This window comes from Microbulbifer mixtoriginis (SeqCode), from assembly GCF_052466695.1.
This window is the reverse complement of sequence record NZ_CP174285.1, coordinates 3,118,982-3,130,928: the sequence shown is the minus strand read 5'-3', so window position 1 is coordinate 3,130,928 and position 11,947 is coordinate 3,118,982. Positions and strand designations below refer to the sequence as shown.

At 52.5% G+C, this 11,947-nt stretch carries 11 protein-coding genes; 4 read left to right on the top strand and 7 right to left on the bottom strand.

Annotated features, from left to right (window positions below; translation table 11 throughout):
* Positions 1 to 75: 75 nt before the first annotated feature.
* Positions 76 to 2,232 carry a 3-hydroxyacyl-CoA dehydrogenase NAD-binding domain-containing protein gene (locus tag ACJJI0_RS13555; protein WP_444883004.1) on the bottom strand — a complete coding sequence of 719 codons (2,157 nt, stop codon included), beginning with the start codon at positions 2,230 to 2,232 and terminating at the stop codon, positions 76 to 78.
* A 9-nt stretch (positions 2,233 to 2,241) separates the two neighbouring features.
* On the bottom strand, positions 2,242 to 3,450 hold the full coding sequence (locus ACJJI0_RS13550) for an acetyl-CoA C-acetyltransferase (protein WP_444883003.1): 1,209 nt from the start codon (positions 3,448 to 3,450) through the stop codon (positions 2,242 to 2,244).
* 377 nt (positions 3,451 to 3,827) lie between these two features.
* Here ACJJI0_RS13550 and ACJJI0_RS13545 point away from each other — a divergent pair, with 377 nt between their 5' ends.
* A complete protein-coding gene (locus ACJJI0_RS13545) occupies positions 3,828 to 5,069 on the top strand; it encodes an OmpA family protein (RefSeq protein ID WP_444883002.1) in 1,242 nt (413 codons plus the stop codon).
* 107 nt (positions 5,070 to 5,176) lie between these two features.
* Here the strand turns inward: ACJJI0_RS13545 and ACJJI0_RS13540 are convergent, their stop codons facing one another.
* Positions 5,177 to 6,211: an AraC family transcriptional regulator gene (locus ACJJI0_RS13540; protein ID WP_444883001.1), complete on the bottom strand. Its 1,035-nt coding sequence runs from the start codon at positions 6,209 to 6,211 to the stop codon at positions 5,177 to 5,179.
* Positions 6,212 to 6,663: 452 nt separating this feature from the next.
* Here ACJJI0_RS13540 and ACJJI0_RS13535 point away from each other — a divergent pair, with 452 nt between their 5' ends.
* On the top strand, positions 6,664 to 6,978 hold the full coding sequence (locus ACJJI0_RS13535; protein WP_444883000.1) for a helix-turn-helix domain-containing protein: 315 nt from the start codon (positions 6,664 to 6,666) through the stop codon (positions 6,976 to 6,978).
* Positions 6,979 to 7,156: 178 nt separating this feature from the next.
* Here ACJJI0_RS13535 and ACJJI0_RS13530 read toward each other — a convergent pair whose 3' ends face one another.
* The 3 genes from ACJJI0_RS13530 to rpiA form a co-directional block, all read right to left on the bottom strand.
* Positions 7,157 to 7,537, bottom strand: coding sequence for a DUF4168 domain-containing protein (locus tag ACJJI0_RS13530; RefSeq protein ID WP_252083599.1), 381 nt, complete (start codon positions 7,535 to 7,537; stop codon positions 7,157 to 7,159).
* Positions 7,538 to 7,749: 212 nt separating this feature from the next.
* A complete protein-coding gene (locus tag ACJJI0_RS13525; protein WP_444882999.1) occupies positions 7,750 to 8,373 on the bottom strand; it encodes a transglycosylase SLT domain-containing protein in 624 nt (207 codons plus the stop codon).
* A gap of 12 nt (positions 8,374 to 8,385) precedes the next feature.
* Complete coding sequence (gene rpiA / locus ACJJI0_RS13520; RefSeq protein ID WP_444882998.1) at positions 8,386 to 9,060, bottom strand: ribose-5-phosphate isomerase RpiA; 675 nt, start codon at positions 9,058 to 9,060, stop codon at positions 8,386 to 8,388.
* 216 nt (positions 9,061 to 9,276) lie between these two features.
* On the opposite strand from rpiA, the gene ilvA reads away from it, so the two are divergent.
* Both ilvA and ACJJI0_RS13510 read left to right on the top strand, forming a co-directional pair.
* Positions 9,277 to 10,791, top strand: coding sequence for a threonine ammonia-lyase, biosynthetic (gene ilvA, locus ACJJI0_RS13515; RefSeq protein WP_444882997.1), 1,515 nt, complete (start codon positions 9,277 to 9,279; stop codon positions 10,789 to 10,791).
* A gap of 245 nt (positions 10,792 to 11,036) precedes the next feature.
* Complete coding sequence (locus ACJJI0_RS13510; protein WP_252083595.1) at positions 11,037 to 11,174, top strand: hypothetical protein; 138 nt, start codon at positions 11,037 to 11,039, stop codon at positions 11,172 to 11,174.
* A 168-nt stretch (positions 11,175 to 11,342) separates the two neighbouring features.
* On the opposite strand, the gene ACJJI0_RS13505 is transcribed toward ACJJI0_RS13510, so the two are convergent.
* On the bottom strand, positions 11,343 to 11,921 hold the full coding sequence (locus tag ACJJI0_RS13505; RefSeq protein ID WP_444882996.1) for a 5-formyltetrahydrofolate cyclo-ligase: 579 nt from the start codon (positions 11,919 to 11,921) through the stop codon (positions 11,343 to 11,345).
* Positions 11,922 to 11,947: the final 26 nt, after the last annotated feature.

Genomic DNA, 11,947 nt, shown 5'->3' with positions numbered 1-11,947 from the left:
ACTGCCCGGGCGTGGCAGCCCCGTTAATTCTGCTGAGTCTTCTCGCTCATCAGCGACTCCGTAGTCTTTATGTGACTAATGGGTATCCTTCAACTCCTCTCTGGACTCGGCGAGTGCTATTAATGTTTCCGGGGGAGAAAACCTGTCCCCGTAGGTTTCGGCAAGTTTTTGGGCGCGCTGTACAAAAGCTTCAACGCCATATTGGTTAATATATTGCAGGGCTCCGCCGGTCCAGGGAGGAAAACCAATACCAAAAATTGAGCCGATATTGGCCTCTCGCACGCTGCGTAGCACTTTTTCTTCGTAGCAGCGCAGTGTCTCTATGGCCATGATAAATAACAGGCGCTCCTTGATATCCTCAACGGGGGGTTGTTTGGCCGCTGGAAACTCCTGCTGCAGGCCTTGCCAAAGGTGTTTTTTACCCCCTTCTGGATAGCTGTAAAAACCGCCACCCGCCAACTTGCCGGCGCGGCCAAGTTCCAGCATATGATCAATTACAGATTCTGCAGGGTGTGTGGGGACACTTTTACCCTCCTTCTGCAGGTCGTTAATTGTCTGTTGGCGAATCTTTCCCATTAAGGTGAGAGAGACCTCATCACTCACAGCTAGAGGCCCTACTGGGAATCCGGCCAGGGATGCGGCATTTTCAATCGTGGCGGGATTTATCCCTTCGCCAAGCATGCCAATTCCCTCATTGGTAAAGCAGCCAAAGACCCGAGAGGTGAAGAAGCCTCGGCTATCGTTAACAACAATCGGCGTCTTGCCGATTTGTAAAACGAAGGCGAAAGCCTGGGCCAAGGTCTCTTCACTGGTTTGCTTACCACAGATGATTTCCACCAGCGGCATTTTGTCTGCCGGGGAGAAAAAATGCAGGCCGATAAAGTTATCTGGCCGAGCAGAGGCCTGAGCCAGGCCGGTAATTGGTAGTGTGGAGGTGTTGGAGGCGAAGACAGCACTGCTATCCAGTTGGGCTTCTGCCTCGCGGGTAACTTCGGCTTTTAACTCTCGGTCCTCGAACACTGCTTCAATGATCAACTCACAACCGCTCAAGTCGGCGGCATTATCTGTTGGGTGAATATGAGACAGGATAGTCTGTACGTGTGCCTCGTCTGTTCGGCCGCGCTCCAGACGTTTTTGCAGTGCCTTTTCTGCATAGTTTTTACCTTTTAAGGCTGCCTCGGTGGAAATGTCTTTCAGCACAACCTCAATGCCCTTGCTGGCACAGGCATAGGCAATGCCAGCACCCATCATTCCGGCCCCGAGTATGCCGATCTTTTTGATAGCTGTGGTTTTCGATTCGCGTGCGGCTGGTGGGAGAGAGGTGCCGGCCTTCAGCGCGTTAAGAGCAAACCAGAAGGTGCCGATCATATTTTTTGCTACTTGACCGCAAGTGAGGTCGACAAAGTAACGCGATTCGATACGCGTGGCGGTGTCGAAATCCACTTGGGCGCCCTCGATAACCGTCGCCAGTATCGCTTCAGGAGCGGGCATACAGCCGTGGGTTTTCTTTTCCAGCATGGCGGGGGCAATCATCAACAGCTGGGCATTTTTAGGATTTTTGGCGTCACCGCCGGGCATACGGTAACCGGGCTGGTCCCAGGGCTGTAGGCTCGGTTGTTCACCGTTGCTGAGGATATGGTCCCGAGCTTTATTGAGCAGCTCTCCGGCATTTTGGGCTGTCTCATGAATTAAACCACTTGCCAATGCTTGCTTGGCCTTTACCTGCTTACCTTCCAGCAGGAAGGGCAGTGCATTTTGAATACCTAGCAAGCGGGGCATACGTACACAGCCTCCACCACCAGGCAGCAGCCCAAGGGTGACTTCCGGTAGCCCTATTTTTACTGAGTTGTCTTCCAAGGCGATCCTATGATGGCAGCTGAGGGCAATTTCCCAGCCGCCGCCGAGAGCGGCACCATTGATTGCCGCTACAACAGGTTTGCCCTGAGTTTCTAGCCAGCGCAAGTTTGCCTTAAGGGCCTCACAAGAGTTAAAAAACTCCTGAGCCTCACTTTTCTTTGCGGCATAGAGGGACTTGAGATCGCCGCCGGCGAAAAATGTTTTTTTAGTGGAGCGGACAATAATCCCCGCATAGTCCCACTGTTTTATCTCCTCCACCGCGGCCTGTAGTGAGTCTGTAAAATCCCGATCCATTACATTGGCGGAGGCATTGGGGTTGTCCATAATCAGGTGGACAATGTTATCGCTGTCTCTTTCCAAGCGTATAGATTTCATATTTTCCCCCTAGACTCTTTCGATAATAGTTGCCACGCCCATACCGCCACCTACACATAGGGTGACCAAGCCATAGCGCAACTGACGTTGCTCTAATTCATCAAGCACGGTGCCAATTAACATGGCACCAGTGGCGCCGAGAGGATGACCCATAGCGATAGCGCCGCCGTTGACATTGATTTTCTGCGGGTCGATATCCAATTCATGTTGGAAGCGCAGCACTACTGCAGCGAAGGCTTCGTTGACTTCGTACAGGTCTATGTCATGGGCGCTTAGGCCCGCAGCCCTGAGGGCTTTGCGAGCGGAGGGAGCGGGTCCAGTCAGCATGATGGTGGGCTCGGTGCCGACGACTGCGGCGGAGACGATACGTGCCCGGGGTGTCAGGCCCAGGTCTTTTCCGGCCTGCTCACTGCCGATAAGAATGGCGGCGGCGCCGTCCACAATGCCTGAGGAGTTGCCAGCGGTATGTACGTGTTCGATAGCTTCCACCTGGGGGTAGCGGGAAATCGCTACGCTATCGAAGCAGAGGTCGCCCATGGCAGTAAAAGATGGGGAGAGATTGGCAAGCCCCTCCATGGAGGTTTCTGGGCGCACCAACTGATCGCGATCGAGAAGTAACAGGCCGTTCTGGTCCCGCACGGGGATTACGGATTTGTTGAAGGCACCACGTTGCCAGGCACTTGCAGCCTTGCGCTGGGAGTGCAGAGCAAAGTTATCCACATCTTCCCTGGAAAAGCCCCCCAGCGTGGCAATTAGGTCGGCTCCGATGCCCTGGGGTGCGAAGCCTGTTTCTATGGCGGTTTGTGGGTCCATAGCCCAGGCACCGCCATCACTGCCCATGGGCACCCGCGACATAGACTCAACGCCACCGGCCACAACAAGCTGTTCCCAGCCAGAGCGGACCTTGGCGGCGGCTAAATTAACAGCTTCGGCACCGGAGGCACAAAAACGGTTTAAGGTGACGCCGCCAATATCCCAGTCCCAACCGGCACCGAGTGTGGCGACCTTGGCGATGTCAGCGCCCTGCTCACCGACAGGTGTTACGCACCCCATTACCACATCATCGACCCTGGCCGTATCCAGTTGGCTGCGCTGTTGCAATTCGCGCAGCAGGTTGGAGAGCAGGGTGATGGGTTTGACTTCGTGCAGCGCGCCGCTGGGTTTTCCTTTGCCACGCGGGGTGCGGATTGCATCGTAGATATAGGCTTCACTGGGCACGGTTATGGCCTCTTTATTTTTGATTGTGGGTACAACCATAGTTGTGTGGGGTTTCGGCGCAATGATGAAAGACGCCAGGGGGGGTGACGTGGTTGTCAGCTCAGATAATTAATGCAGCGAATCTTTTTACTTTACTTATTCCAAATCAAACTAACTCGATGAGTGGTGTGCCGTACACTCAAATAAGGCGCTTTATTTTTTATTTTCGGCCAGCGAATAGCAGCCGATTAGATTGTATTTAAGCCGCAATAGCCCCACCGAAAAATTTAGTTGTGGGTTTTGGCTCACAGGAAAAAGCCTTTATCTGGGTTGATTCATCACCAACACCATTTAAAGAGTGGCTTTAGCTTGCGGTTGTCTGGCAGTGAGGATCGACTATGGCAGAGAATCTACTGGAACTGGCGGCGAGCCAACTGGGCACCTCGGGTATCGGTACCCTGGCATCTGCACTCAACCTTCCGGCAGAGAAAGGTCAGTCAGCACTGGATACTGGAATTGCATTTGTTCTTGCAGGCATGCTGAATAAAGCCAGTAGTAAAACTGGTATGGCTTACTTGTTCAATATGGTTACGGACACTGAAGTTGCGGATCTCCCCAGTGTTTTGCAGCAGTTTGCAGATAAGGCAAAGTTGGAAGCCTCACTGCCAGTCGGTGATGCCATGCTGCAAAAAGTATTTGGTACCCGGGTCGAAGAAGTGAGCAAAGTAGCCACTACAGAACTGCCGGGTAATGAAGGTGGCCACCTATTAAAGTTGGTGCTGCCACTGGTGATGGCCCTGCTAGGCGCTCAGGTAAAAGCCAACAAAATGGACGTCTCTGACTTGGCTTCATTTTTAATTGGTCAGAGAGAGTTTTTACGCAACAAGGTCCCTGATGCACTCCTGGATGCTCTTGATGTAAAAGGGTTTGATAATCTGGGGGCCGCCCTGGTTACCCATGGCCATGCCAAGCCTCAGGAACCTCGGGAACAAGCCCTGCATGGCCATGTGGAAAAGAAAAAGCCCGTAAGTTTTAGCAGCTGGTTTTTTCCGTTATTAGTGGTACTAATTGCCCTCTATGCCTTAAATATGTGCATGGACAAGGGCAGGCAGGAGGAAGCGGCAGGCCAACCTTTTGAGACTCCACAGGAACAGGCTTTTATGGAAGCGCCCTCACAGCCTGCTGGCGATACTCCTCCCAATGAAAATAGCGCCCAGGCTCAGTTGGGCCCGGATAAATTCTCTAGTAACTTGCGGGATTACTTGAAGAGCTTTGATCGGGACCCGAACCAGGAATTTATTCTGCGAGTGAAGTTTGAAAAGGGCACTGCAAAAATTCTTGATCCCCAGTCCGCAGATATTGATGCACTTGCACAAATTATGCAGGAAAACCCACAGCTTACGGTTGCTATTGAAGGGCATGTACAAGGGGAGGGCAATGAAATTAAAGAGCAGGAAATTTCGCAAGAGAGAGCGGATGTTGTGCGGGAGCTGTTGCTGCAAAAGGGGATTGCGGCTAATCGTATGACGGCCACCGGTATGGGATCCGCTAAACCTGTGCAGGAAAGTGAGACAGGGCAAACAACACCGCAGCCGATGAACAATGAGCGTATTAGTGTACGAGTGGTTAATACCGAATAGATATTTTCACAATCTTGGCAAGCAAATAGCCCTACATTTCTGTGGGGCTATTTATTTTGTGAAGCGATAAAAAACGCCCATTAATGTTGGAAATTTAATACTGGCAATCAGCTGCGAAATTTCTCGCGGTAGGCGCCGGGGGCGAGGCCGGTCCATTTTTTAAATGCGCGATTGAAAGCACTGGGTTCAGAAAAGCCGAGTCGTTCGGCGATTTCTGCCACTGCGGTTTCCTGCTGTTTTAGCTGGTACACGGCCATATCGCGGCGTACAGAGTCTTTGATGTCCTGCCAGCTGTTGCCCTCGTCTTTTAGGCGCCGGCGCAGCGTTTGTGGGGAGGTGAACAGGCGTGCAGCCACATCGTCGAGGGAGAGATTCTCAATACTGTTCTGTTGTTGCAGCATACGGCGTATACGACCGGTAAAGCTGTGGTCAGATTTATATTGGGTGAGCAGGCACTCCGGTGCTCTGGATAAAAAGTCTGCCAGTTGCTGCTCATCCCGCACCAGCGGCATTTGTAAATAGCGGGTATTAAAAACCAGGCAGGTTTCAGCCTGGTTGAAGTAATGCCGGCACGGGAACATATCGCAGTAGTCCTCATTGTAATCCGGTGGCGGGAAGGCCAATAACACCCGTTCGAGCAAAATGGTGCGATCGATCAGCCAACTGAAAAAGCGCAGCCAGATAACGGCAATGGACTCTACGAAAATCTGATTAGGCAATTGTTTTTCGTTGCTGTGATGAATGATCAGCCTGGCCTCTTCGCCATCCTCTACCAGTTTGATATGCAGGTCGTCGCTGACCATGCTGATAAAGCGTGCTGAGCGCAATAGAGCTCGCCGCAGGTTGGGGCAGCTGATGCAGGCGTGGCCCATCATGGCAAAAGTACCCGGTAGCCAGGGGCGGGCTAAAAACCCGCCTGACTCATCATTCAATAAATCCCACTCAAGGCGCAGTAGACTGGCCATCTGCTCACGGCCGATGCGGCTGTCGGAATCTTCAAGATGGGCGGGATCTATCCCACTGTCCCGCAGCAACTGTTGGCAATCCAGCCCCGCTGTCTGGGCGCCCACCAGCTGGGCGCGAACTACTGCGGCGAGGATACCTGGGTCCGCATCGCGGAGTTTGGGAGTCTCGCTTTCCACTGTCTCAGCCCTCAACGTGATCTTGTTTGCTGGGTGTAATTTTTACGTGCAAGCAGAGATTATGCGCAAAGCGAGCGTGAAAGTCAGGTTTATCCCCAGCGGGTGTAAGAAAAGGGCAACTCTGGCGAGCTGCACGGTAAAGGAGCGCTAATGAAAACTGTAGCTATTGCAGCTTTTTCCACGAAGTTAGACGTATGTTCATTGATTTATCGCCACCACTTATCAGATAGAGTGTAAGTGGTGGTAGCAATATCACTTTTCTTCGCTCTTTGCGTGAGGAGCAAGTCCTCCAGTATTTGGCTATGTTTTTCTCCTGGCGTAGGGAGTATAAATGGTCCAACAAACCCAATGATCAGCTTTTGGATAAAGCGTCTCGTAGGGTGGCTATAAATTAGACTGAAAAGTCAGATAAGATAAGAATAACCTAAACATGCCAATGAGGGAGTGGCCCGATGCCGTCAGCATCCGTCGAAAGCCAGCTGAATCCGACTATTTGTCGGCGTATGTTGATCGCCTATCTGATTGAACAGATTCCCCGCCCCAACAATCCAGCCCTGGAAGAGGCAACCGGGTGGCCGCGACGTACGGTTCAGGACATTATTGCCAAGGGGTTACCAGGCCACGGCACACAGGTGGAGTTTATTCAGGAGGGGGTGCGCCATAATGATGGCTATTACCGGCTTCACGACTGGGGCTCATTCGACCGCAATTGGGTAAAAAGCAACTTATCGGTGATCTGTCGGGTGCTGGGAGTCAGCATCGAATAGCCTTTTCTTCGTGGATACTCACCAATAAAGCATCTTATTTATTCTGAAAACCAGCTGACCGGAATTAGCACAAACACGCATGCACAATTGAAAAGTTGCGCCGACCAGTGGCCGGCGACGAAATCCAATTATTTGTTAATTGAGCAGATTGGCGGTGCAGTGAGTTATTGTATCGGAATTACTGCGGTTTTTGGTTGTGTCCCTGTTGCAGTATTTTATTGACCTTTTCCAGTAGGGCAGGATTAGATTTAATACTGCTGGCAATTTCCTGATATTTACTCTTTGATAACCCTGCCTTTTCAATAGCTGCGACCATCTTGCCCTGCGCTTCCTTGTTGAGGGCTTCAGCCTCTTTGATATCTGCAGCGGCCTTGAGCTTGGGGGCATACTCCCGGCTCAACATCACGATTGAGCGATAGGCATCAGCAAACTGCTTGAGCTGAGGTTCACTGAAGGAGACTTTTGGGGCCTCGGCCTGTGAAGTTGCTGTCTGGGCGGTCGCAAAGGGCACTGTGAGCAACAAGGCGAAAAGAGCGAGATATTTAAAAGGGAATTTCATTGGGCACTCCTGAAAGTTGGGGGGCGCTTTTGCTTCTACAGAGCAATACCCAGTCACACTGCTCAAATGCCTGGGTGTTGCTGCGGAATCCATCGGTAATTGAAAGCGTTGGCAATCAACTCTGAGACATTAGTTTCAGGGTAGTCAGTTTCAGAGCGGCTGTGGCGCCATTCCCCGCCACCGCAGCAATTTTTATCGGCGGTGGCTCAGGGCTAAAACAGGCCGAGGAACTTCCTGCGTTTTGGCAGAGACTGCTCACAGCTGTTGAGTTGTTGCTGGTAGCGCTGCGCTTTTGCCGAAACCTTGTGGGAAACCTTCTTGAGCCAGGCTTTATTTTTAAAACTACGCCGATTAAAGCCGCCGTGTCCCTCGTGGTAAGCCAGGTAGAGGTGGTAAGCGTCGCGAGTGCGGATTTGGCAGCGGCGCGCGCTGGTATTGTTATACCAGCCAACAAAATCGATGGCGTCGCCAAAATCATCTCGATCGGCGCCATAGTTAAAGCTGGAGCGTTGATATCCGCGCCAAGTGTTGCCGAGTGCCTGGGCGTAGCCATAGGCATCTGAGGGCCGGGGACCGGGAATAAAGCCGAGGATCTTGGTGCGCGGGGGGCGTGCATCATGCACAAAGCGCGACTCTTGGTGCAGAATGGCCATCATAACGGCCACAGGTGATCCCCATTTCTCCTCGGCAGCCTTGGCTTCCCGGTACCAGCTCTTCTTCTCACGAAAAATAGAGCAGATATTATCGAGGTTGCTCGGCGGGCTTGTGGCACAGCCCGCGCTCAGTGTCACGGCACCCAACAGTGCCGCCAGCAGTTTCTTATTCTTGTGTCCCATAATGTCTCTAGATTATCCAGCGGTGATGGTTTTCACTCCAGAGCTGGTGCCGAGCAGCAGTACATCCGCTGGGCGCTTGGCAAAGATTCCGTTAGTGACAACGCCGGTGATATTGTTGATTGCGTCTTCCAGTTCCTTGGGTTGCTCAATCTTCAAGTTATACACATCCAAGATGGCATTGCCATTATCGGTAATCACACCCTGGCGATAGACCGGGTCTCCCCCCAGCTTTACCAGCTCGCGGGCTACCAGCGAACGGGCCATGGGAATGACTTCCACCGGCAGGGGAAAGTCGCCCAAAGTCTCTACCCACTTACTGTCATCGGCAATACAAACAAATTCCTCAGCACAGGCGGCGACAATTTTCTCGCGGGTCAGGGCCGCACCGCCACCTTTGATCAGCTCCAGGGCGGGATTAGTCTCATCGGCACCATCCACATAAAACTGCATGCCATCCACGCTATTCAGTTCATAGACTGGGATACCGTGGGCCTTGAGTCTCTGTGCGGAAGCTTCAGAGCTGGCGACGGTGCCGTCAAATTGGCCTTTGATCTCTGCCAGGTAGTCGATAAAGAAATTGGCTGTGGAGCCGGTGCCAACGCCGACGATGGAATCGGCCTCCAGGCGCGGGGAGATATAGTCGATGGCGGCGCGAGCAGTAGCCTGCTTCAGTTCATCCTGGGTCATACGCTGGATAGTTTCCTGTGCAATTATTTCTGCTTTATCTATTTCTTTCGATAAAAAAAAGCGCAATAAATCTAAAAAAATGGCAATTATGCTGGTCAAGGCTTAGACTGGCCTGCCGGTGTTGCGCTTGCGGCGGCTCCATGACCGCCCACTCCTGCTACTACGCTTGCCTGAGTCGCGCACAGAAATTAACCGCAACGGCAGTTGATACACGCCATGCCCAAGTCCTATATCAAGCGCATTTTAGACGCGCGCATTTACGATGTCGCCATTGAGACGCCTTTGGAGCCAATGCGCCAGTTGTCCCACCGTCTGGGAAACCGAATTTTGCTCAAGCGGGAAGACCTGCAGCCGGTTTTTTCCTTCAAGATTCGAGGCGCCTATAACAAGTTACTGCAACTGCCCCCGGAGCAACGTGCGCGCGGAGTAATTGCCGCCTCTGCGGGAAATCATGCCCAGGGGTTGGCAATGGGTGCCGCACAATTGGGGATGCGCGCGACTATTGTGATGCCAAAGACCACCCCGCAAATTAAGGTCAGTGCCGTTCGTATGCGCGGTGCTGAGGTGGTGCTGTACGGGGATACTTTTGATGAGGCGGCCAGCCGTGCCCGCCAGCTGGTGAATGAACGCGACTTGGTATTTGTACATCCTTATGACGATCCGGATGTGATCGCCGGGCAGGGCACCGTAGCCATGGAGTTATTGCGCCAGCATTCGGGTAATCTCGAGGCGGTTTTTATCCCCGTAGGCGGCGGTGGGCTTGCTGCGGGCATGGCGGCTTACATTAAATATGTGAGGCCGGAGACCCGTGTCTATGCGGTGGAGCCAGAGGAGGCGGCTTGTCTTAAAGCGGCCCTGAAGAGTGGTGAGCGTGTCCGCTTGCCGCAGGTAGGGTTGTTTGCCGATGGCGTTGCGGTGGCACAAATTGGCGAGGAGACCTTCCGTGTGTTGCGCGAAACAGTGGATGACGTGATCACGGTTAGTACCGATGAAATTTGCGCGGCGATCAAGGATATTTTTGAAGACACTCGCTCAATTGCCGAACCGGCCGGGGCAGTAGGCTTGGCCGGCTTAAAAAAATATGCAGAGCAGAGTGGTGGCCGCAATGTGGCTCTGGCGACGGTGTGTAGTGGCGCCAATATTAATTTTGACCGGCTGCGCTATATCAGTGAGCGCACAGAAATTGGTGAGAAACGCGAAGCGGTGCTGGCCGTGCGTATTGAAGAGCGACCGGGCAGCTACCTGCGCTTTTGTCGCGATCTTGGGGACCGTGCTATCACCGAGTTTAATTACCGTTATGCAGGCGATGGTGAGGCGCATATTTTTGTCGGCTTGCAGGTTTCTGCCGGCAGCGACCGCAGCCAGTTGGTAGAAGAGTTGGAGCGCAAAGGTTATAGCGTGACAGATCTCACCGATAATGAAATGGCCAAATTACATATCCGCCATTTAGTCGGTGGGAGAGTTCCGGGCTTGTGCCACGAGGTGGTCTACCGCTTTGAGTTTCCGGAGCGCCCCGGTGCGCTGCGGAAATTTCTCGAGCAATTAGCGGGCCGTTGGAATATCACCCTGTTTCACTACCGCAATCACGGTGCCGCTTACGGCCGGGTTCTAGCGGGTATGCAGGTTGAGCCCTCTGAGCGCGAGGAGTTATTGGATCTGTTGGAGCAACTGCAGTTTCCCTTTTGGGATGAAACTGAAAATCCCGCTTACAGCTTCTTTCTGGGTAGCTGATCCCAATTTGGGGGCATGGCGAGAAAGGTATCTCTTCACTTTCTTTTCGGGTAGACCAGGGTTTAAGTTTTGTCGAACCCCCTTGAGCAAAAATGCGACAAAAAACGCAGAAATTATTCAATAAACGGTTACTATTCCGACGATTGTTCAGTATCTTCTTTTGTCGTGGAACTTTTGCTATGGCTTAGGTCATAAGCGGGGTGAAACGCATATAACAAAAAAATTGATCGTACAGGATGGTCCCAATGAAAGCCGATGCGCTGACAATCGCCGTGGTTGTCTTTGTCGCGGGCGTTCTGCTGAGTACTAGTGGTTTGACCGAGGTATTTGCCTCGGAAAAAGAACCGCCAGCTGCTCTGCAAGAGGGAGTGGTTACCCGTTAGGCTGATGCCGGGGGGCGCTCTGCCCAAGCACAACAAAAAAGGCCGGATACCTATGGTGTCCGGCCTTTTTTGTTTGTGCTTTTGCGCCTAGCTAGTTTTTTATAGGCCGTTGAGTGCTCAAAAACTTTGGCATTATGTGATGTTTGTCAGAGAGTTGCTGCTCACGAATTACCGGCAACGATAGATACGCTTCTCTGTCACCACCATATCGAGAGGAATATCCCAGTTATCCGTTGGCAGCTGATCCACACATTGCAATTGGTGGGCGGCGCCAATTAGCAGTGGTCCACTACCGGGCAGCAGTTGTTTGTGTTCAAAGGTACGATCATAAAAACCCGCGCCCATCCCCAGACGGGCGCCATTGGGATCGAAAGCCACCAGTGGTACCAGCACTAGGTCTAATATGCCTGCGGCCCGACTGGGGCTTCGCACTGGCTCAGGAATATCGAAACGGTTTCGAAAAGGTAGCGGGCTGCCATTCCACTGCTTGAAGCCCAGGTGTGGGTGTGGTTCCACCGGTAGTATTGGCAGGTAGAAGCGCTTCTTCGGAAAGCGTTGTAATAGAGGGCGAACATCTAACTCACCATCCATTGGCCAGTAAATACCAATATGGAGGGCGCGCTTCATCTGCGGAATTCGGTTCAGCAAAGTGATGGCAGAGCGGCCATGCAGACGCTGTTGGTAGGCACTAAGCTGCCTCCGCCCCGCGCGCATACGCCGTCGCAGCTGCGTTTTATTTTCGCTCATGAATTGGGGGAGTAATAGAAAAAGAA

Excerpts from the sequence above, each read along its gene's own strand:
- ACJJI0_RS13555 (WP_444883004.1), bottom strand. The coding sequence starts at position 2,232 with ATGAAATCTATACGCTTGGAAAGAGACAGCGATAACATTGTCCACCTG.
- ACJJI0_RS13545 (WP_444883002.1), top strand. The coding sequence starts at position 3,828 with ATGGCAGAGAATCTACTGGAACTGGCGGCGAGCCAACTGGGCACCTCG.
- ACJJI0_RS13535 (WP_444883000.1), top strand. The coding sequence starts at position 6,664 with ATGCCGTCAGCATCCGTCGAAAGCCAGCTGAATCCGACTATTTGTCGG.
- ACJJI0_RS13530 (WP_252083599.1), bottom strand. The coding sequence starts at position 7,537 with ATGAAATTCCCTTTTAAATATCTCGCTCTTTTCGCCTTGTTGCTCACA.
- ACJJI0_RS13525 (WP_444882999.1), bottom strand. The coding sequence starts at position 8,373 with ATGGGACACAAGAATAAGAAACTGCTGGCGGCACTGTTGGGTGCCGTG.
- rpiA (WP_444882998.1), bottom strand. The coding sequence starts at position 9,060 with ATGACCCAGGATGAACTGAAGCAGGCTACTGCTCGCGCCGCCATCGAC.
- ilvA (WP_444882997.1), top strand. The coding sequence starts at position 9,277 with ATGCCCAAGTCCTATATCAAGCGCATTTTAGACGCGCGCATTTACGAT.
- ACJJI0_RS13510 (WP_252083595.1), top strand. The coding sequence starts at position 11,037 with ATGAAAGCCGATGCGCTGACAATCGCCGTGGTTGTCTTTGTCGCGGGC.
- ACJJI0_RS13505 (WP_444882996.1), bottom strand. The coding sequence starts at position 11,921 with ATGAGCGAAAATAAAACGCAGCTGCGACGGCGTATGCGCGCGGGGCGG.